General features: G+C 70.9%; 17 protein-coding genes. 8 read left to right on the top strand and 9 right to left on the bottom strand.

The genetic code is table 11. The features are described 5' to 3' along the window. The first annotated feature begins 88 nt into the window (after window positions 1-88). The gene (locus tag ACIRPX_RS34115) at window positions 89-1,315 is read left to right on the top strand and encodes a glucuronyl hydrolase (RefSeq protein ID WP_404202555.1); all 1,227 of its coding nucleotides are present in this window, start codon (window positions 89-91) and stop codon (window positions 1,313-1,315) included. 81 nt (window positions 1,316-1,396) lie between these two features. On the opposite strand, the gene ACIRPX_RS34120 is transcribed toward ACIRPX_RS34115, so the two are convergent. The 5 genes from ACIRPX_RS34120 to ACIRPX_RS34140 all read right to left on the bottom strand — a co-directional run bounded on the left by ACIRPX_RS34120 (window position 1,397) and on the right by ACIRPX_RS34140 (window position 9,764). Continuing rightward, window positions 1,397-4,153 (bottom strand): alkaline phosphatase family protein, encoded by a 2,757-nt coding sequence (locus ACIRPX_RS34120; protein ID WP_404202557.1) that lies wholly within the window; start codon window positions 4,151-4,153, stop codon window positions 1,397-1,399. Window positions 4,154-4,157: 4 nt separating this feature from the next. Continuing rightward, entirely contained in the window at window positions 4,158-5,516 is a 1,359-nt protein-coding gene (locus ACIRPX_RS34125) for an ABC transporter permease (protein WP_404202559.1), read from the bottom strand. Beyond that, entirely contained in the window at window positions 5,513-6,454 is a 942-nt protein-coding gene (locus ACIRPX_RS34130; RefSeq protein ID WP_404202561.1) for an ABC transporter ATP-binding protein, read from the bottom strand. The genes ACIRPX_RS34125 and ACIRPX_RS34130 overlap by 4 nt, the downstream gene beginning before the upstream one ends. Window positions 6,455-6,783: 329 nt before the next feature. Continuing rightward, complete coding sequence (locus tag ACIRPX_RS34135) at window positions 6,784-7,380, bottom strand: GNAT family N-acetyltransferase (protein ID WP_404202563.1); 597 nt, start codon at window positions 7,378-7,380, stop codon at window positions 6,784-6,786. A 107-nt stretch (window positions 7,381-7,487) separates the two neighbouring features. Continuing rightward, the gene (locus tag ACIRPX_RS34140) at window positions 7,488-9,764 is read right to left on the bottom strand and encodes a heavy metal translocating P-type ATPase (protein ID WP_404202565.1); all 2,277 of its coding nucleotides are present in this window, start codon (window positions 9,762-9,764) and stop codon (window positions 7,488-7,490) included. A 436-nt stretch (window positions 9,765-10,200) separates the two neighbouring features. Between ACIRPX_RS34140 and ACIRPX_RS34145 the strand changes: the two genes are divergently transcribed. Next, window positions 10,201-10,989 carry an SAM-dependent methyltransferase gene (locus ACIRPX_RS34145; protein WP_404202567.1) on the top strand — a complete coding sequence of 263 codons (789 nt, stop codon included), beginning with the start codon at window positions 10,201-10,203 and terminating at the stop codon, window positions 10,987-10,989. A 19-nt stretch (window positions 10,990-11,008) separates the two neighbouring features. Here the strand turns inward: ACIRPX_RS34145 and ACIRPX_RS34150 are convergent, their stop codons facing one another. Next, entirely contained in the window at window positions 11,009-11,557 is a 549-nt protein-coding gene (locus tag ACIRPX_RS34150; RefSeq protein ID WP_404202569.1) for a hypothetical protein, read from the bottom strand. 40 nt (window positions 11,558-11,597) lie between these two features. Continuing rightward, window positions 11,598-12,101, bottom strand: a complete 504-nt coding sequence (locus tag ACIRPX_RS34155) for an ATP-binding protein (protein ID WP_404202571.1) — start codon at window positions 12,099-12,101, stop codon at window positions 11,598-11,600. Between the two features lie 142 nt (window positions 12,102-12,243). On the opposite strand from ACIRPX_RS34155, the gene ACIRPX_RS34160 reads away from it, so the two are divergent. Continuing rightward, window positions 12,244-12,474 (top strand): DUF397 domain-containing protein, encoded by a 231-nt coding sequence (locus ACIRPX_RS34160; RefSeq protein WP_404202573.1) that lies wholly within the window; start codon window positions 12,244-12,246, stop codon window positions 12,472-12,474. Window positions 12,475-12,624: 150 nt separating this feature from the next. Further along, entirely contained in the window at window positions 12,625-13,545 is a 921-nt protein-coding gene (locus tag ACIRPX_RS34165) for a helix-turn-helix domain-containing protein (RefSeq protein ID WP_404202575.1), read from the top strand. 12 nt (window positions 13,546-13,557) lie between these two features. Here the strand turns inward: ACIRPX_RS34165 and ACIRPX_RS34170 are convergent, their stop codons facing one another. Further along, on the bottom strand, window positions 13,558-14,376 hold the full coding sequence (locus ACIRPX_RS34170; RefSeq protein ID WP_404202577.1) for an SAM-dependent methyltransferase: 819 nt from the start codon (window positions 14,374-14,376) through the stop codon (window positions 13,558-13,560). A 294-nt stretch (window positions 14,377-14,670) separates the two neighbouring features. On the opposite strand from ACIRPX_RS34170, the gene ACIRPX_RS34175 reads away from it, so the two are divergent. Together ACIRPX_RS34175 and ACIRPX_RS34180 are read left to right on the top strand one after the other, a co-directional pair. Next, complete coding sequence (locus tag ACIRPX_RS34175) at window positions 14,671-15,450, top strand: polysaccharide lyase family 7 protein (protein WP_404202579.1); 780 nt, start codon at window positions 14,671-14,673, stop codon at window positions 15,448-15,450. A 74-nt stretch (window positions 15,451-15,524) separates the two neighbouring features. Further along, window positions 15,525-16,241, top strand: a complete 717-nt coding sequence (locus tag ACIRPX_RS34180) for an alpha/beta hydrolase (protein WP_404202580.1) — start codon at window positions 15,525-15,527, stop codon at window positions 16,239-16,241. Window positions 16,242-16,248: 7 nt separating this feature from the next. Here the strand turns inward: ACIRPX_RS34180 and ACIRPX_RS34185 are convergent, their stop codons facing one another. Then, window positions 16,249-17,403, bottom strand: a complete 1,155-nt coding sequence (locus ACIRPX_RS34185) for an ROK family protein (protein ID WP_404202582.1) — start codon at window positions 17,401-17,403, stop codon at window positions 16,249-16,251. Window positions 17,404-17,782: 379 nt separating this feature from the next. Between ACIRPX_RS34185 and ACIRPX_RS34190 the strand changes: the two genes are divergently transcribed. Together ACIRPX_RS34190 and ACIRPX_RS34195 are read left to right on the top strand one after the other, a co-directional pair. After that, window positions 17,783-19,861, top strand: coding sequence for a fibronectin type III domain-containing protein (locus ACIRPX_RS34190; protein WP_404202584.1), 2,079 nt, complete (start codon window positions 17,783-17,785; stop codon window positions 19,859-19,861). Between the two features lie 54 nt (window positions 19,862-19,915). Beyond that, window positions 19,916-20,941: a carbohydrate ABC transporter permease gene (locus ACIRPX_RS34195; protein ID WP_404202586.1), complete on the top strand. Its 1,026-nt coding sequence runs from the start codon at window positions 19,916-19,918 to the stop codon at window positions 20,939-20,941. The last annotated feature ends 5 nt before the right edge of the window (window positions 20,942-20,946 follow it).

The raw sequence follows: 20,946 nt of genomic DNA on the forward strand, positions 1-20,946 counted from the left end.
ACATGACTCACATGGCTGTACGTGGTCCCACCACGTGTGCAACGCTCGTCCAACTCCGCGCTCCCCACGTCCAGTTGGAGGCACAGCCATGACCATCTCCCGGCGTACGGTGCTGTCGACGGCGGCCGGTGCCGCGGCCGCCTGCGTGACCGCGGCACCGGCCGCGGAAGCGGCCGAGAGCGGGACGCCCGCGGCGACCCTGCGCACGCTCGGCGCGGCCGTCGACTACGCCGTCGAGAAGGTCCGTTCGGTGGCACCGGGGGTGACCGGCTTCCCCGTCGGAACGAAGTTCGAGAAGTGGACGTACTCGCAGAACGGCGACTGGGTCGGCGGATTCTGGCCGGGGACGCTGTGGATGGCGTACCTGCGCAGCAAGGACGAGGCCTTCCGCACCTGGGCCCTGGCCTCGGCACAGAAACTGGCGCCCCGTCAGAATGACACCAGCACCCACGACGTGGGGTTCCTCTTCTATCCGTCGTGGGTCACCGCCTGGCGGCTGACGGGCGACGACGCCTGGCGGACGGGCGCGGTCCGGGCCGCCGACTCCCTGATCCAGCGCTACAACCCGCGCGGGCACTTCATCCGGGCCTGGGGCGCGCTCACCGATCCGGCGAACGCGGGCCGGGTCATCATGGACACCATCATGAACCTCGACCTGCTGGCCTTCGCGAGCCGGCAGACCGGCGACACCACCTACCTGGACATCGCGGTAGAGCACGCGAAGACCGCGCAGAAGGTCTTTCCCCGCGCGGACGGGTCCACCCCGCACGTCTACGACTTCGACCCGGTCAGCGGCGCGCCCATCGGCCCCGCCACCGTGCAGGGTTACAGCCCCTCCTCCTGCTGGTCCCGCGGACAGGCCTGGGGCGTCTACGGCTTCACCACCATGTACCGCAGGACGGGGAACGAGGAGTTCCTGGCCACCGCCGGCAGACTCGCGGACTTCGCGGTGGGTGCCCTGAGCCCGGACCACGTCCCCGTGTGGGACTACCGGGCACCGCAGCAGCCCTACGACGTCAAGGACGCGTCCGCCGGTGCCGTCATGGCGTGCGGGCTGCTCGATCTGGCCGCGGCCACCGGCCGGCAGGCCTATCGTGCCGTGGCGCTGCGCATGCTCACGGAGCTGTCCACGACCTGCCTGACGAGGAACTCGGCGCGCGCGGACGCGGTGGTGGCCCGCTGCACCCGCAACCGCCCGGCGGAGGACGGCGTCGAGATCTCCCTCCCCTACGCCGACTACTACCTGATGGAGGGCATCCTGCGGGTCCTGCAGCCGCGGGACGTGGACCGGGCGGTCGATCTGTCGACCGTGTGAACACCGGCGCGGGGTCGGGGAACCCCTGGCCGGCGGTGGTGCCCGGCCAGGGGTTCCCCGACTTCCTGCCGCGCGGACGCGTCAGCCGTCGTTCTCCGGCGACGGGAGGTAGGCGCCGGGCACGTCGTCGGGCGCGTAGACCTTGCTGTCACCGGGGTACGGCTTGGTCCAGTTGTGCGTCTCGTACCAGGTGAGGCGGTTCATCTGCGCGGGGTTGGCGTAGTCGGGCACGGCGTGGGGGCCGGTCAGCCGCTGGTGCGACTCCCACGTCTTCCACTGTGCCGCGAGCTTCTGCTTGTCCGCCGGCACCTTCGCCGCCGTCGGCGCGGGGGCCGCCTTGGCGTCCTGCGGGGCCGGGGTGTCCGCACCGCAGGGAGGCAGGGTGCTCAGACCGTCGGTCAGCGAGGTGCGGTTGGCCTGCGCCGTGAACGGCGTGCTGTCCGGCTTCCGGCTGAACGCCCCGTACATCGGCGTCGCCGCGCTGTCCTTCTGGTTCATCGGGTGGATCCCGAGGATCTGCTCGATGGTGCGGATCATCGTGATCTGCGAGTAGTAGTGGCTGTCCACCGTGGCGTGCTGGGACCAGGGGCTGATGATCTGGACCGGAGCACGGTGCCCGTCGACGTGGTCGAGGCCGGCCTGGGAGTCGTCCTCGACGACGAAGATCGCCGAGTCCTTCCAGTACTTGCTGTGCGAGATCTCGTCGACCATCCTGCCGACCGCCAGGTCGTTGTCCGCGACCTCGGCGGCGGGACTCGGCGGGCCGCCGGTGTGGTCGTTGGAGAACCAGAACATGTTCAGGTTCGCCGGACCGTTCTTCTCGAAGTCCTGCTTCCAGATCTGGTACTTGTAGACGTCCGGCACGGCGAGGTCGAACAGCGGGAAGCCGGGCACCGAGACCTTGTTGAGCGACGGGATCGCCGAACCGGTCTGGATGGGGTACGCGGTCCCCGCACCGGTCGCGTCCATGTTCTTGGCGTCGCAGTACAGGTTCTGCCACGTCGCCCCGGCCGGTTTGCTCTCGACCGACTGGAACTCGCCGTAGTCCTTCACGGACTTGCCGGCCGCCTGCGCGCCGGACCAGATGAAGCCGCTCTTCTGGTGGCCGAGGACGTCGTTCTCGGTGTCGTAGCTGCGCGTGTACTCGCCGGCCGACGACTCGGTGTACTCCGGGTTGTCGGACTGCATCAGCCAGTTGTGGCCCTCGGCGGAGTTGGTGCCGATGTCGTAGAAGTTGTCGTAGAGCCCGAACTGCTGTGCCAGGGCGTGCTGGTTGGGCGTCACGTTCTCGCCGAACTGCGTGAACGTCGGGTCGCCGTCACCCTGCGGCATGTCGCCGAGGACCTGGTCGTAGGTCCGGTTCTCCTTGACGAGCAGGAAGACGTGCTTGATCGTCGAGGGGTCGCCGAGCCGCGCCGGGACGGGCACGGGCCTGGCGTGGCTCTTGCCCTTGGACGTCCTGACCGAGCCGGGGGTCCAGCCGTTCTGCTTGAAGACCTTGGCCGTCTGCGACCGCACGGTGCGGTCGTCCGGCAGCCTGAACTGCGTCAGGCTCGACGTGGTGTCGTGGGTGCCGTGGCCGCCGCTGGTGGAGGGCCGGCGGGCGTCGATGCCACGGGTGTGGGAGACGACCACGTTCCTGCCCACGGCGGTGATCTCCGAGGGGAAGTAGTCCGTGGGCAGCAGGCCGACGTAACTGGCGGGTTCCTGAGCGGACCTGAAGCGGTACACGGCGACCGCGTCGGCGCGCCCGAGCGTCACGAGCAGACGGCCGTCGTCGGTGAGCGTCACGGCGTTCGGCTCGTAGCCGACCGACGCCTCGGGCCACGGCTGGGTGGAGATGGTCTGGACGACCTTGTCCTTGCGGCTGTCGATGACCGACACGTTGTTGTCGGCGGTGTCGGTGACGAACACCGTGCCGTTCTTCGCGTACACCGCCGTCGGGTGCAGCCCGACGTCGATGCTCCCGACGGCGGCGGACGGGTTCGCCGTGTCGATGACGCTGACCGTGCCGGTGGTGCTGGCGCCGGTGTCCGGGTTCGCCACGACCTGAGTGCCGTAGGAGTTGATCGTGGTGTCGCCGGGCCGCGCCGGGCGCCCGCCCTCGTTGCTGACGTACAGCTTCCCGCCGACCAGGGCGAGTCCGCGGGGAGCGTTGCCGACGGCCCAGCTCTGCTCGATGCTTCCGGTCGCCGCGTCGATGGCGACCACCCTGTTCTGGCCGTTGACCGCGGAGTAGACGGTGGAGCCGTCGGCGGAGAAGACCGCGGCACCCACGAGCGCGCGCTTGGAGCCGTCCGCCGGGATCGAGACGGTCGTGGGGTCGGCGAGGGTGCCGTCCTCGTTGACGGTGAACTTGGTGTAGCCGTCGCTCTGGCCCAGCCACAGCTGCGTGCCGTCCGGCGAGTAGGAGGGGCCCTCCTGGCCGACGGCACCGCTCTTGATGCGCAGGTCGTCCGCCGCGTTGGTGCCGACCTTCTGCTTCACCTGCCCGGTCTTGAGATCCATGACGACCAGCGACGCGTCGCCGTCGGCCACCGCCGCCGCGAGGTGGCTGCCGTCCGGGCTGACCGTGGACGACATGATCTTGCCGTCGTCGATGACCGTGCGGTGGCCGTACGGCGCGATGTACTGGTCGGCGGAGACGACCCGGCCGTCGGCGGTGACCTGGCCGACCTGCTGGGTTCCGAACCGGTGTGTCGAGGCGACCGCGGTCCCCGTGACGGCGAGGGCGACGGCGATGCCGGACGTCACCAGCAAGGTCCGGCGACCGAGGCGTCTGCCGAAGACGCTGATCTGCTCCTTCTCGTTCTTTCGGCGCTGCCGTGTTACCTGCATGAGGTCATCCCTTCGGGGTGGTGTCGAGCAGGTCGACGTTGCCGTCGAACTGCCAGAGCGGGTTCGGCGCGTCACCGGTGGGGGTCCGCACGAGGAAGTAGCCGTTCACTTCCTTCGGTCCGTCGCCGTCGGCGACGAACCGTCCGTCCGCGGTGAAGTCGAGTTGGTAGATGGCCGATCCGGTGGCCTTGGCGCCGGGCAGATGCCAACTGATGACGCAGCGCCAGTCGTTGCCCGGTCCCTCGGCGGCGAGCCGGCCGGCGCCCTTGTTGCACGCCGCCGAGGCCCGCAGCTGCTCCTCGGTGACGGCGGGGCGGTGGAGCTCTTCGGTCTGCAGGCGGTAGAGGTGCGCGAAGGCCGTGGCGACGGACCGCTGCACCTTGGACTGCCGGATGCCCGAGCCCGCGGACGGAGTCGCCACGGCGACGACCGCGACCGTCAGGGCGAGCAGCCCCGCCAGCGGCACCAGGCCGGCGGTGACCGCGCGGCGCCCGGCGCCGTCGTACGTCAGGTCGGTGAAGTCCCGGCGCACGAAGAGCAGATGGGCCAGCACCGTGGCGAGCACGGCCCACAGCAGGCTGACGGCGATGCCGATCAGCAGGGGGCGCAGCTGCATGGGGCTGGTGAACAGGCCGTTCCAGGCGATGAAGGCGTAGCCCGGCAGGGCGAGGCGCACGGCGACGGGCAGCGGCAGCATCTGCGCGAGCTGCATCACGAGCGCCACCACCGCGGGCAGCAGCAGCCCCATCGGGGAGCGTCCCAGGGCGATCGACCCGAGGAGTCCGATCGCCGCGAGCGCGAGGGTCGGTGCGAGCACGCACGCCCAGGCGAGGAAGACCCTTCCGGCCGCGTCCGACGGCGCCAGCAGATGGCCGTCGAGGCCGACCAGCGGCTGGTTCCCGACCGCCAGGAGCCCGCCGGCCGCGCTGGAGCCGGCCAGCCCGGCCACGAGCAGCAGGATGACGGTGAGGCCGGCGAGCGACTTCGCCACGAAGATGCGCCGCGGCGAGCGCACCGCCACGAGCAGATGGCGCCAGGTGCCGAGCCGGTCCTCGGCGGCGAACATGTCCCCGGCGACCACCGAGGTCAGCAGCGGTAGCGCCCAGGTGCCCGCGAATCCGAGCATCACCAGCGGGGCCGCCCAGCCGGTGGCGAGCATCCAGCGGCCGAAGAGGGTGTCGGTGGGCAGCGTGCTCTGCCGGCCCACTCCGACGACGAACACGGCGGGCACGATCCAGCAGGCGAGGACCAGCAGCCTGATCCGCCACTGCGAGACCAGCTTGACCAGTTCGAAGCGGTAGCCGCGCGCCACCGTGACCGGATGGGCCGCCGTGGCGGCCGCGTCGACGACGGTCGCGGTCATCTGGAGGCCTCCTGCTGATCGGTGAGGGCGAGGAACGCGGCCTCGAGCGGTGACACGACGGGGGTGAGTTCGCGCAACGCGACGCCCGCGCGCACGAGTTGGACCACCAGTTCGTCGAGGGCGGGCACCCGTGCGCGCACCACGAGCACGCCGGCGTCCTGGCGGACGTGCGTGTCGTCGACGACGTGGATCGCGGTGGCGTCGGCGGCCACCCGGCGCGCGGCCTCCGGATCGGAGGTGACCAGCCGGTAGTCGAGCTCGCGGTTCTCGGCGGCCAGCTTGCCGGGCGGACCCGAGAACACGACCCGTCCGGTGGCGAGGATGGTGACCTCCGAGCAGAGCGCCTCGAGGTCGTCCATACGGTGGCTCGACAGGACCACCGCGGTGCCGTCGGCGGTGAGCCGGTTCAGGATGCCGTGCACATGCCTCTTGCCCGCCGGGTCGAGGCCGTTGGAGGGCTCGTCGAGGACGAGCAGCCGGGGCTGGGTCAGCAACGCGGCCGCCAGGCCCAGCCGTTGGCGCATCCCGAGGGAGAAGCCGCGCGTCCTGTCGTCGGCGACGTCGGTGAGCCCGACCTGGTCGAGCGCCTCGTCGACACCCGCCGTCCGCGCGTCGCGGCCCCGCAGCGCCGCCAGCGCGGAGAGGTTCTGGCGGGCGGTGAGCGAGGGGTAGAGCCCGGGCCCGTCCACGAAGCCGGCGACCCCGTCGGGAGCGGCGAGCGCCCTTCCGACCGGCGTGCCCAGGATCTCCAGCCGGCCGCCGTCCGCGACGGCCAGGCCCAGCAGCAGGCCGAGCAGCGTGGTCTTGCCGGCGCCGTTCGGCCCGACCAGGCCGTGTATCTGACCGGGCGTCACATCCAGATCGATGCCGTCGAGTGCGACGACCTCACCGAAGCTCTTCGTGATCCCCCGAGCCCTCACCGCGTGGAGTGTGTCCATAGCCCCTTCTTTCGAAATCCGCAGGGACCATAAGGACGGCACACACCCCGGACACAGACGCCTGGCTGAACGCTCAAGGAACGGATCGTCAAAGGGTGGGCAAGTCGCGTGTGGCACACACGTACACCGGCTGCCGGCACCTCCGCACAACTGGCGTACGGGACAAGCCCATCGGGGAAGGACAATCGGCGCTCCAGGGGCCTTCCGGTCCCGGAACATGACAAAGCCCGGGCGCGGGCCCGGGCCGATACCGCTTCGGCTCAGACGCCGATACCGCTTCGGCTCAGGCGGCGATACCGACTCGGCTCAGGCGGCGATACCGACTCGGCTCAGACGGCGGGCCACTGCTCCGGCCGCAGGGCCGGGACGTCCAGATCGCCCGGCCTCAGCCGGAAGACCTGCAGCGTCAGTCCGTAGTACTTGTCCGTCTCCCCCACCCATTCCATCCCCACCCGCCGGGCCGTCGCCGCGCCGCGCTCGTTGCGCGGCCGCACGACCGCGAAGAGCTCCTCCACCCCGGACGCGAAGGCGTGGTGCGCCACGGCGTGACCGGCCTCCGCCGCCAGGCCCTGCCCCCAGGCGTCGGGCGCGAGCTGCCAGCCGATCTCCAGGTCCCGCCGGTCCGGGGGCAACGGCAGCAGCACGACACCGCCCACCACGCGCCCGCCGTCACGGAGCTCGATCGCCCACCGTCCCGCCGGCGTCTCCAGCTCGCCGGCGCTCGACACCCACCGCTCCAGGACAGTCCGCATGGCCGCGGCGTCCGCCACGCGCTCCATCGCCGGGGCGAGCCACCGGGCGACGTTCCCGGCGCCGTAGACCCGCAGGGCGGCCTCGGCGTCCTCGACCGTCCAGGGCCGCAGGAGCAGCCGCGGGGTGATGATCCGGGAGCCCTCGACGACGACACGATGCTCGCGTTCGGTCATGCGGGCACGCTACCAACCGCTGCCCGCCGCGCCGGAGCGGCACGACCGGACCACGGCCACCCCGGCGGTCGGTGGCCGAACGGCCGGCCGCCGACCGCCTCGGCCGTTCACCCCGCCACGGCCCGGAAGCTCCGCAGCCGCAGGCTGTTGCCGACCACGAACACCGAGGAGAAGGCCATGGCGGCCCCCGCGATCATCGGGTTGAGCAGGCCGGCCGCGGCGAGCGGAAGCGCGGCGACGTTGTAGGCGAAGGCCCAGAACAGGTTGGACCGGATCGTGCCCAGCGTCCGGCGGGCGAGCCGGATCGCGTCGGCGGCGACGCGGAGGTCTCCTCGTACGAGCGTCAGGTCGCCCGCCTCGATCGCCGCGTCCGTGCCGGTGCCCATCGCCAGGCCCAGGTCCGCCTGGGCGAGCGCCGCGGCGTCGTTGACGCCGTCGCCGACCATGGCGACCGAACGTCCCTCGCCCTGCAGGCGCTTGACGACGTCGACCTTGTCCTGCGGCAGCACCTCGGCGATGACGTGCTCGGCATCGATGCCCACCTCGGCGGCCACCGCCTCGGCGGCGGCCTTGTTGTCGCCGGTGAGGAGCACGGGAGTCAGGCCGAGACCACGCAGCCGGCGGACGGCCTCGGGGCTGGTCTCCTTCACCGCGTCGGCGACCTCGACGACGGCGCGGGCCGCACCGTCCCAGGCGACCGTGATCGCCGTACGGCCGGCGGACTCCGCCGCGGCCTTGGCGCGTGCGAGGGCGGGCGGCAGCGACATGGCCCACTCCTCGAGCAGTTGCTCGCGGCCGACGAGTACGGCGTGTCCGTCCACGACCCCCTGGACGCCGAGGCCGGGGACGTTGGCGAAGTCCTCCACGGCGGGGAGGGGACCGGTCCGGGACACCGCTCCGGCGGCGACAGCCCGGGCGATCGGGTGCTCGGAGGAGTGCTCCAGGGCACCGGCCAGCCGCAGGGCCTGCGTCTCGTCCGTGCCTTCGGCCGTGTGCACGGCCAGCAGGGTCATCCGGCCGGTGGTGACGGTGCCGGTCTTGTCGAGGACGATGGTGTCGACCTTGCGCGTGCTCTCCAGCACCTCGGGCCCCTTGATGAGGATGCCGAGCTGGGCGCCGCGTCCGGTGCCCACCATCAGCGCGGTGGGGGTGGCCAGACCCAGGGCGCAGGGGCAGGCGATGATCAGGACCGCCACCGCGGCGGTGAAGGCCGCGGTCAGCCCGGCGCCGTCGGCGAGCCAGAAGCCCAGGGTGGCCAGTGCCAGGGCGATCACGACGGGGACGAAGACGCCGGAGATCCTGTCGGCGAGCCGCTGGGCGGCGGCCTTGCCGTTCTGCGCGTCCTGCACCAGTTCGGCCATACGGGCGAGTTGCGTGTCGGCGCCGACCCGGCCGGCCTCGACGACCAGACGTCCGCCGGCGTTCAGGGTGGCGCCGGTGACGCCGTCCCCGACCGTCACCTCGACCGGGACGGACTCGCCGGTGAGCATGGAGGCGTCCACGGCCGAGGACCCCTCGACGACCGTGCCGTCGGTGGCGATCTTCTCGCCGGGGCGCACGAGGAAGCGGTCGCCGACCTGCAGCTCCCCCACGGGTATGCGCTCCTCGCGCTGCCCGCGCAGCACGGTGACATCCTTGGCACCGAGCTCCAGCAGCGACCTGAGCGCCGCGCCCGCCTTCCGCTTGGACCGGGCCTCGAAGTACCGGCCGGCCAGGATGAAGGCGGTCACTCCGGCGGCGGCCTCCAGGTAGATGTTGCCGGAGCCCTCGCTGCGGGCGATGGTCAGCTCGAAGGGGTGCTTCATGCCGGGCGTGCCGGCCGTTCCGAGGAACAGGGCCCATACGGACCACAGGAACGCGGCCGACGTGCCGACCGATATCAGTGTGTCCATGGTGGCGGCACCGTGCCGGGCGTTGGTCCAGGCGGCCCGGTGGAAGGGCCAGGCGGCGTACGTGACCACGGGGGCCGCGAGCGTCAGCGACATCCACTGCCAGTACTCGAACTGCAGTGCCGGCACCATCGCCAGGACGATCACCGGGACCGCGAGCACCACAGCCGTGGTCAGCCGCTGCCGCAGCGAACGGAGTTCCTCCGGCTCGGGCTCGTGCCCCGCACCGGTCCCGGGCTCTTCGGCGCCGGCTCCGGGCGCGGCGGGCGCCGGTTGCTGCGCGGTGTAGCCGGTGGCCTCGACGGTGGCTATCAGGTCCGCGACGGCGACGTCGTCTCGGAAGGCGACCTTGGCCTTCTCGGTGGCGTAGTTGACGGTCGCCTCGACGCCGTCCATGCGATTGAGCTTCTTCTCGATACGGGCGGCACAGGAGGCACAGGTCATACCGCCGATGGCGAGTTCCACCTCGGCGGCACCGGATGTGGTGGTGGTCATGTCTGCCATGTATACCCCCCACCCGTATACAAGGCAAGGGCCGTCCGGCCTTGACTTGGTACCCCATAGGGGTACCCTGAAGTGCGTCGAGCGGCTCGCCGAGATCTGATCATCGCGAGGCGCGGCCCGACCGCCCGCCGCCGCCTCCACCCGACCCGCGCCGCGGACGGCGGCCGGCCCTCGCGTCGGTCCGCGAGCCCATGACGGCGGCACGACCGAGGGGCGCGCCCCCGCAGAGCGGCGCCGCCGCTGGGCACGCGACCACCCCGGGGGGTGCTCCGTTTCGCCAGGTCACCGCTTCGGGAGCGTGTCGCCGGCCGGGCCGGTCAGGCGTGCCGGCCGTTCCAACTTCCCTCGCACACCACCAACATCACTGTCCGAGTACGATGATCGGGTATTTCGCCTGCCCCTGATTCACCGGCGCGATGGAGTTGCGATGACGACCGGCCCGGAGCCGTCCCTTCGGATCGACACCAGCAAGGCGCATCCCGCGCGGGTCTACGACTACCTGCTCGGCGGCAAGGACAACTACCCGGTCGACGAGGCCGTGGGCGAGCAGTTGCCGCCCGAGGCACGGGATGCCGCGCGACAGAACCGCGAGTTCATGAACCGTGCGGCGGCCTGGCTCGCCGCCGAGGGCATCGACCAGTTCCTGGACATCGGCACCGGCATTCCCACGGAGCCCAATCTCCACCAGATCGTCCAGGGCGTCGTACCGTCGGCGAAGGTCGTCTACGCCGACAACGACCCGATCGTGCTGCGCCATGCGGAAGCGCTGCTGGTCAGCAGCCCCGAGGGAGCCACCGACTACATCGAGGCCGACGTACGCAGGCCGGACGGCATCGTCGAGCACGCCCGCCACATGCTGGACTTCGGCCGTCCGATCGCCCTGTCGCTGATCGCGCTGATGCACTTCATCCCCGATGCGCAGGACGCGCACGGCATCGTCCGCGGCCTGGTCGCGACTCTGCCGAAGGGCAGCTATCTGGTGCTGTCGCACGCCTCGTCCGACCTGTTCCCGGAGCTCTCCGCGCAGGTCACCGCCGAGTACGCGAAGGGCGGCATCGAGCTGGGCTTCCGTGCCCGCCCCGAGGTCGAGCGCTTCTTCGACGGCCTGGACCTCGTCCCGCCCGGCCTGGTGACGGCGACGGAGTGGGGGATGCCCGGGCAGATGCCCGAGCCCGAGGACAGCGGCATCTACGCGGGCGTGGCCCGCGTCGTCTGAACCACCCCTGCCTCCGCCCTCAGTCGGTGAGGGTGGAGGCCAGCGCCCGGGTCGCGTGGACGAGTTCGCTGTCCTGCTCGGCCAGCAGCCCCACCAGGGCGCCGCGCTGGGCGCGTACCGCGTGGCGGGCGGCGGACTCCCACTCGACGTAGACGCCGTGGCGCCGGCGGACCTTCGGATGGGCGGCCGCCGTGATCTCCCACTGCCGGGCGTCGGCGATGTCCCGCAGGAGCTGGAGGATCTGCACCCGGCAGGTCGTCCTGGGGCGCTGGGCGAGGCCCCACAGGAAGGGGACCGTGACGGCCGTCGCCTGACCGACGACGAAGCCGTGCCGGCAGATGCGGTGCCGCAGCCGGTCCAGGGCGTTGAGAGCGGCGGCCGCGTCGCCGGAGGCGATCGCGGCGAGCAGGAACGGGATGGCCGCGGCGGACCCCGAGGAGTCCTCGATGTCCTGCCAGGCGACCCGTCCGACCTCCTGGAGCGCCGTGATCGGCGCCTTGTCCGTGACCCTGTCCGCGACCTGGTCCGTGACCCTGTCCGTCACCTGGTCCGTCACCTGGTCCGTCACCGTACGCTCCCCGCTTCGGACCTCGGTCGTGACTTCATCGTCAAGTGCGCGCCTCGGTGGGCAGCATCGCCCAGACGGTCTTGCCGACGGGGTTGCACCGGGTCCAGCCCCAGTGCTGGGACAGCGCCTCGACGATGATCAGTCCACGGCCGCCCTCCTCGAGGGACGCGCCTTCCCGTCCCGGGCGGGGAAGCGCCTCGCCCCGGTCGGTGACGGCGCACATCAGGTGTGCCGGACGGCGCTTGAGCCTCAGCAGCAACTCGGACTCCACTCCCCCACCCGCGTCGCCGGCCGGACCGTGCAGCACGGCGTTGGCGACCAGCTCCGACACGACGGTCAGGGCGTCGTCAAGGAGGTGATCCAGCTCCCAGTCGCCAAGGACGCGCTCGGTGAACTCCCGTGCCTCGGCGCACGCCGTACGGCCGCCGCCCAGAGACAGGCCAGCGGCCCCGGCTCGGGCGCGCGGGCAGCCCTCGGCCGGGGTGGTGCGGCCTGGGAGCGGACTCGGTCCGGACCAGGGTGCTGGTTGCACGGGCAGCGACACGGCATCTCCTGCGGTGGCGTCAGGACGGGGCGCTGACACGGACGTTGGTGCCTTGGTTATTATCCACGTCGACAGCCAGTCCGTGCAATTTCACGAGAAATTGCGCGTGCAGTTCGAGCCAGTCATGTGCAAGGAGACTGCAGTGCCATCAGTTTCGAACGGGGTGCGGGCGAGTTCACTGGGCGTCCGCTGGGTCAAGAGCCGACGCAGCAACGCCGAGGGCAACTGCGTGGAGGTCGCCGCCCTGGCCGAGGGAGGAGTGGCGATACGCAACTCCCGCGATCCGCACGGCCCCGCGCTGATCTACACGGCGGCCGAGGTCGCCGCGTTCCTGGCGGCCGCGAAGGAGGGCGAGTTCGACGACCTGGTGTGACGTACCGCCGGGGGCCCGCGGCGCCGGCTGAGCGCACATCCGCCGGCCCGCTCGTCCGGACGGCCGCCCTCCTCTTCGGTCCACGCATGCGCCCGGACGCCAAGGGGTGGAATAATGCGGCCTGTTGTCCCCTGCCCACCGGGAGTCAGGATGCCCTCCGAGTCGCCGCGTGTCTCCCGCCTGGAACCGTATCTGCATCGCACCGAGCCCGCGCCGACTTTGCTGAAGATGCTGGTCGGGGTGCAGCTGGCGGGCATCCGCGAGGACGCGGGCCTCGCCCAGGAACAGGCTGCGCGCGCCGTCGGTTTCAGCCCGGCGAAACTCTCCCGTATCGAGGCGGGAAAGGGCCGTCGGCCACCCACCGAGAGCGACGTCCGGGCACTCCTGGACTTCTACAGGACGGAGGACTACGAGACCTCCGTCCTGCTGCAGTTGCTGCGGCGGGCCGGAGAACCCGGATGGTGGCAGCGCTTCGACAAACGGCTGATCCCGGAGTGGTTCGACCGGCTGGTGGGGCTCCAGGAAGCGGCCCATTCCATTCGTACGTTCGAGATCCAGTACGTCCCGGGGCTGCTGCAGACCCCGGCCTACACCCGGGCGGTGGTGGAGCGCGGCCTGCCCTCGGCTCCGGAACGCGAGGTCCACCGCCGCGTGGAACTGCGCACCAGGCGGGGGCAGCTGCTCCAGCGTGCGGACGCACCACGGCTGTGGGCGATCGTCGACGAGTCCGTGCTGCTGCGTGTGCTGGGCAGCCGCGAGATCATGCGTGAGCAGCTGGAGCACCTGATCGCGATGGCCCAACTGCCGCATGTGACCGTGCAGGTCGTCCCGTTGGACGTGACCGACGCCTCCGCACCGGCCATTCCCGTCACGTACCTGCGCTTCGGCGGCCTGGATCTGCCCGACATCGTCTACCTGGAGCACATGAGGAGCGCCACGTTCCTGGAGGACCGCGACGAGACGGAGCAGTACCGGGTGGCCCTCGACCAGCTGGCCGACGACGCCCTCAGCCCGCGCGACTCCCTGAGCCGCCTGCGCGAGACGGCCCGGCAGCGCTACGGGGCGGAGTGACCGGGCGGCTCGCTACGGGAGCCGGCCCACTCCGCCGAACTCGATCCATTCCTGGGTGAGCTGGCGCGGCGCCACGTCGTTGTCGGGCCGCCAGGTGGACACCTCCACCAGGCCCGGATCGAGGATCTCCAGCCCGTCGAAGAGCTGTGCCACGTCCTTCTCCTGGCGCACCCGGCCCCAGTGTCCCTGCGTCGCCTTGTCCATGAAGTCGGTCACGAAGGCCCGCACCTCCGGATCCTCGCTGACCAGCTGGCACATCAGCAGGCAGCTCCCGGGCACGAGCCGCTCGATCACGCGCTCCACGACCGCGATCGGGCCGTCGGTCTCGCTGTCCGGAATGCAGTGGAACACGGAGTTGAAGAGCACGGCGACCGGCTGCGAGAAGTCGATCAGCCGCCGGGTGTCGGGGTGGGAGAAGATCGTGTCCGTGTCGCGCAGGTCGGCCTGGATGACGGCGGTGTGGTCGTTCTGGTCCAGCAGGGCCCGGCCGTGCACCAGGACCATCGGGTCGTTGTCGACGTACACCACGCGCGAGTCCGGATCGATCTGCTGCGCCACCTGATGCACGTTGTTCTGCGTGGGCAGCCCTGATCCGTGGTCGAGGAACTGCCGTACGCCGTACTCCCGCGCGAGCGTCCCGACCACCCGCTGCAGGAAGCGCCGGTTGTTCAGCGCCAGCGCCCGGGTGCTGGGCACGACCTTGTCGAGTTCCTCACAGGCGGCCCGGTCGACCGCGTAGTTGTCCTTGCCGCCGAGGTAGTGGTCGTACATGCGCGCGGCCGTGGGGACCGTGGCATCGATCTTGGTGGACAGCCGCTTCCCGGACTCCATCGTCTCCCCCAGCTCCGAACCGCGCCGGGCCAACCGGACCGGCAGACAACACATCCTAGGGAAAAGCCACTTGGACCTGCCACTCCTTCCACCCGAACGGTTCGGCGCCGGCCCGCAACGCTTTCCCTCCTCACCCCTTGACGCCGCTGGTGCAGACCTTTAGGTTCTGCCACACCTTCGAGTTCACGGACCAGCACCGCGTTCACCCACATGAACACGCTGGCCTTCGGACCCCGAGGTCCGCAACGCGCTCGGGAACGTGCTCACCCCCCACTCCAGAAAGCAGGGCACGCCATGCTCCGTTCGAAACTCCTGGCCGGTGCCACCGTCACGGCCGTCGTCGGCGTCCTCGCGGTGACGGGCACCGGCGATGCCACCGCCGCGGACCCGGGCAAGGCACCCGGCGGCAACTTCGACCTGTCCGTATGGCAGCTCCAGGAGCCCGTCGGCTCTCCCGGCTCCCCGACCACCATTCCCTCCGCACGCCTTCAGGGCGCGAACGGCTACCAGGACGCGTACTTCTACACGGACCAGCGCGACGGGGCGATGACCTTCTGGGCGCCGGAGAAGGGCGTCACGACGCCCCACTCGAACTACGCCCGCTCCGAGCTGCGGGAGATGAACCGCGGCGGCGGCGCCGCCGACTGGTCGCTCCACGGCAGCCACCGGCTCGGCGCCACGCTGCGGGTCGTGTCGGTGACGAAGAACGTGTGCGTCGGGCAGATCCACCTCGGCAGCGGCGGATCCTCCACCAAGCCCCTGGTGGAGCTCTACTACCACGCGAACGGCGACATCGTCCTCGGCACCGAGAACTCCCCCTCCGGCGGCCAGACCTCACACACCGTCGGCCATGTCTCCCTCGGCAAGACCTGGAGGTACACCATCGCCGTCTCCGGTGGCGACACCATCGACCTGACGGTCGACGGCAGCACCACCCACTACCCGATCCCCTCGTCCTTCTTCTCCTACAAGCAGTACTTCAAGGCCGGTTCGTACAACCAGTCCTCCTCGGGCAGCACCACCAAGGGCGCGCGGGTCGCCTTCTACGGGCTGACGGTCTCGCACAGCGGCTGAGCCACGGCGGCGCGGCGTTCTGCTGTCGGCCGAGAATGTGGCGGCATCCCCGGTGCGAGCGGCAGGATCGTCGCATGCGGCCGATCTTCGTTCTCGTGCACAGCCCCTCCGTGGGCCCCTCGACCTGGCATCCCGTGGCCGAACGCCTCACGGCCGCGGGACACCGGGTCCGGGTGCCGTCCCTGCTGCACGTCGGCGCGGGTGCGCCGCCGTTCTGGCCCCGCGCCGTCGAGGCCGTACGCGACGATCTGCGGCAGGTCCCGGCGGGCGACCCCATCGTGCTGGTGGCACACAGCAACGCGGGGTTGTTCATGCCTGTGATTCGCTCGGGGCTCGACCACCCGGTCGCCGCTTCGGTGTTCGTGGACGCGGCACTGCCGGCCCGATCCGGGGCCACGCCCGTCGCCACACCCGAACTCCTCGGATTCCTGCGCCCGATGGCCGTGCACGGCAGGCTGCCGCGCTGGACCGACTGGTGGGACGAGGCGGACGTCGCCCCCATGTTCCCGGATGCCGCCACGCGCCGGACCGTCGTGGAGGAGCAGCCCACCCTGCCGCTGTCCTACTACGAGCAGCGCATCCCGGTCCCCGGCGGATGGGACGACCACCCCTGTTCCTACCTGCTGTTCGGCCCTCCCTACGACGACCTCGCGGCCGAGGCGCGCGACCGCGGCTGGCGCGTGGCGCAGCTGCCGGGCGAGCACCTGCACCAGATCGTGGACCCGGCCGGCACCGCCCGGCAGCTCGTCGAACTCGTCGAGCCCGTCACCGAAGGCGCCGAAACGCCCTGACCGAGGGCTACTTGGCGGGGGCGAACACGCGGTGCGCCGCGATGGCGGCCCCGCCTCGCGCCCACTCCTCGAACGGCAGCGGGCGCACGACGAGATCGCAGTCCACGGCAGCGCCGAAGGCGTGGTCCACGAAGCTCTGCCGGATGTGGTCGGCGAACAGGTCGTAGGAGGCCACACCCTCGCCGGAGATGATGATCCGCTCCGGGCCGATCAGATTGGCGACGCAGGCCAGCGCCAGGCCCACGGCACGCCCGGCCCGGGCGAAGACCGCGCGGACGCCGGGGTCTCCGGCGTGGGCCAGGCGCACCGCCTCGTCCATGGTCAGCTGCGGGTCGCCGGTGGCCTGCCGGGCCTGCTCCGTGATCGCGTGGGTGGAGGCGACCGCCTCGACGCAGCCGGTGTTGCCACAGGTGCAGACACGGTCGGCGCCGCTCACCGGCAGGTGCCCGACCTCGCCCGCCACGCCGTGCGCCCCGGAGACCACGCGGCCTCCGACGGACAGGCCCGCGCCGATACCGGCGCCGACGGTGACCAGGGCGAAGGTGGACAGGCCGGCTCCCGCGCCGAACCACTGCTCGGCCACGGTCAGCGCCCGTACGTCGTTCTCGATGACCGTCGGGGTTCCGGCGGCGGTCTCGACCAGCTGGGCGAGCGGCACGCGACGCCAGTTGAGGAAGGGCGAGTACTGGACCAGGCCCAGCTGGCTGTCGACGTCGCCCGAGATGGTGACCCCGATGCCGTGCAGCGCCGTGTCGTCCTCCACACCCGCCGCCGCCCGCAGGTCGTCCACCAGCCGCGCGATCGCCAGCACCACGGTGCCCACGTCCCGCGAGTCGAGCCTGACCCGGCGTGAGGCGAGGGGCTGCGCGGTCAAGTCGGCCAGCACGCCGATGAGTTCCTCCCCGGTGACCTTCACACCGGCGAACAGGGCGCGCTCCGCCCGCACCGCGATCAGGATCGCCGGACGGCCGCTGGCCCGCTCCGTCGCGGACCGCCCGAGCTCGGTGATCCAGCCGTCGGCCATCAGCGGGGTCGCCACCTTGGTCACCGCTCCCGGCGTCAGCCCGGTCCGCCGCCCGATCTCGGCGCGGCTCAGCGGTCCGTGCTGGAGCAGGGTCTGGAAGACCAGGGCGGCCGCGGGCGGCTGATCGGCGAGCGTCATGCGGCGACCTTACCTTTCCTCCGGAAACTAAGACAAGGCCGGATTCACCCTACCTTCCCTCAAGGAAACCGCAGGTCACTCGGAAGACGACGCTCCAATGGGCGCACTCCGATCCGAAGACATCGGATATTCCTGTGTGCCCACTATGTTGACGCTGGAAGGAAACCCGGCCTACATTCGCCGCACTCCTCGCCGGAGCGGACGGGACGGTCCCGCGCCGCCGAGGACCGTGGCCCCCACCCACGCACCCGTTGGTCACAGCGATCCCCTCGGTGATGTTCCGGGACGACCACCGCCGAGAGGCTCTCCCCGCTGAGCCGTTTCCCCGTTCCCGCGGGCGGATCCACCGCCTGCAGTCGCGCCCTGACGGAGTACATCCATGTCTCGTCCAGCTCGACCCGCACGTCTGAGAACCCTGACGGCCGTCACCGCACTCGCGGTGGCACTCGCCGTGCCCGCCGCGGCGCGGGCCTCCGCTCCCGCCGACGCCCCCGCGGCCACGGCGTCGTCCGGCACCACCACCGCGCCCCTCGTGGCGGCCAAGCCGTACATGGGCTACAGCACCTGGAGTCTTGAATCCACCAACTTCCCCGGCTACGGCGGGCAGAACTGGGTCACCGAGTCCCACGTCCTCCAGCAGGCCGGCATCCTGGCCTCGAAGCTGAAGTCCCACGGCTACACCTACGTGAACGTGGACGCCGGCTGGAACGTCGACAACGGCAAGAACGTCGGCGACGCCTACGCCCGCCCGACCGCCGACCTCAAGAAGTTCCCGCACGGCATGAAGTACGTCGGCGACCAACTGCACCGCAAGGGGCTCAAGTTCGGCCTCTATCTGGCGGTCGGCCTCTACCAGGACTACTACAACGACGGCAGGACGCCGATCCACGGCGCCCCCGGCTGCACCACCAAGGACATCGTCTACCCGGACCTGCGCAAGACCAGCGGCTGGGACAACGTCTCCTACCAGCTCGACTTCTCGAGTCCCTGCACCACCAAGTACATCCAGTCCATCGCCGACGAACTCGCCTCCTGGGGTGTGGACTTCCTCAAGATCGACGGCGTCGGCCCCGGCTCCAACCAGGGCGACGCGGCGCACAACAACATCCCCGACATCAAGGCGTGGCACACCGCGCTGCAGAAGACCGGCCGCCCCATCCAGTTCGTCCTGTCCTGGTCGCTCAGCCACAACCAGGCCGACGTCTGGAAGGCCAACTCCAACGGCTGGCGGGTCGACACCGACGTCGAGTGCTACTGCGACACCCTGGTGACCTGGAACAACTCCGTGAAGAGCCGCTGGAACGACGTCGTGCCGTGGATCGACGACGCCGGACCGGGACACTGGAACAACCTCGACTCGCTCGACGTCGGCTCCGGCGTCATGGACGGCATCAACAACGTCGAGCGGCAGAGCTACATGACGCTGTGGGCCATCGAGTCCGCGCCCCTCTACATCGGTGACGACCTCACCAGGCTGGACTCCTACGGCCTGAAGCTGCTCACCAACGACGAGGTCATCGCGGTCGACCAGGCGGGCAACCCCGCCGAGCCGGTCAGCCAGAAGACCCCCGAGCAGGTCTGGTACGCCCGCAACGCCGACGGCAGTTACACCGTGGCCCTGTTCAACCTCGGCAAGGGCTACGCCGACGTGACCGCCGACTTCCGCGACCTCGGCATCAGCGGCAAGGCCGCGGTGCGCGACCTGTGGAGCCGCAAGAACCTCGGTTCGGTGGCCGGCCACTTCACCGACAACCTGCCCCCGCACGGCTCGCGCCTGCTGCGGATCACCCCGCGCCGCGGCGGCCACCACCCCGGCGTCCCGCTCGCCGTGCACGGCACCGGGTCCACCGCCACGAGCGTCTCGCTCGCCTGGGACGCGGTCAACTCCGGTACGAGGACCACCGGGTACGACGTCTACGCGAACGGCTCGAAGGCCGCCACCGTCACCGGCACCTCCGCCACCCTCGGCGGGCTCAAGGCGGGTACCGCCTACTCCTTCACCGTCCTCGCCCATGACGCCAGGGGCCGAACGTCCACCCCCAGCAAGGCCGTCGACCTCACGACGCCGGCAGCCGGCGGACCCGTCTCCTACGAGGCCGAGGCCTCCGGCAACACCCTCACCGGCAATGCCTCCGTCGCGGACTGCTCCGCGTGCTCGGGCGGCAAGAAGGTCGGCAACCTCGGCGGCGGCGGTTCCGTGACGGTCAACCACGTCACCGCGCCCAAGGACGGCACCTACCTGATGAAGATCGACTACACCGACGGCTCCTCCGGCCGCACGATCGTCGTCAGCACGGGCGACACGTCCTTCCAGGTGCCGCTGCCCGGCAGCAACGACAACGACTGGGGCACACCGCAGTCGATCACCGTCACCGTGCCGCTGAAGGCCGGTGACAACACGATCGGCTTCGGCAACCCCGCGGACTACGCCTCCGACATCGACCGGATCACCCTCTGACCCCCTGCCCGAACCCGACCGACGTTCCACCCGCCTGAACCAGAGGAGAGTGCCGTGGTGGTCCCATCACAGGGCAAGCTCACCCAGCCGGCCACGCCGCCGCCCGCCGCGGTGACCACCACGGCCACCGCCTCCGGCCGAACCCCCCACGTCCGCACACCTCTTGGCCCCCGCAGGGCCGGCCGCCCCACGCCGGCCAGGTCCGCCGCGGCCCGCCGCCGCGACCTGCCGGCCGCGCTGCTGCTCATCCTGCCCGCGGTGGCCGGGTTCGCGGTCTTCTTCGCCTATCCGACCCTCCGCGGCATCTACCTCAGCTTCACCGACTTCCACGTCCTCACGCCGCCGCACTGGGTGGGGCCGGCCAACTTCCACCAGATGGCCGGCGACGACGTCTTCTGGCACTCCCTCCTCGTCACCGTGTACTTCGTCGCGCTGTCCGTCTCCTTCGGCACCCTGGTCTCCCTGGTGACGGCCGTGGTGCTGCACCGGGTGACCCGCTCCTCGCTGCTGCGCGGCGTCATCCTGCTGCCGTTCCTCATCTCCAACGTGATCGCCGCCCTGGTCTGGCAGTGGATGCTCGACCCGAGCCTCGGCGTCGTCAACAGCGTCCTCAAGGCACTGACCGGCCACAGCATCCTCTTCTTCGGCAGCGGCGGCTGGGCGGTCCCCTCCCTCGCCGCCATCAGCGTCTGGAAATGGATGGGGTACTACGCCCTGCTGATCTTCGCCGGCCTGCAGACCATCCCGCCCACCATCTACGAGGCCGGACGCGTCGACGGCGCGGGCGAGTTCCAGATGTTCCGCCGCCTCACCATCCCCCTGCTGCGCCCGATCCTGGTCATGGTGGTCGTCCTGACGGTCATCAACTCCTTCCAGGTGTTCGACATCGTGCAGGTCACCACCCGGGGCGGACCGGCCAACGCCTCGAACGTGCTGCAGATGTACATCTACGACAAGGCCTTCCGCCAGTTCGACTTCGGCTACGCCGCCGCCCTCTCACTGGCCCTGTTCGCCCTGCTCGTCACGGTCACCTTCACCCAGCTGCGGCTCGCCCGCGCAGGCGAATCCGACCTGAGCTGAAGGAG

Origin of the sequence: Streptomyces sp. NPDC101225, from assembly GCF_044767585.1 — a bacterium.
Taxonomy (GTDB): Bacteria; Actinomycetota; Actinomycetes; order Streptomycetales; family Streptomycetaceae; genus Streptomyces.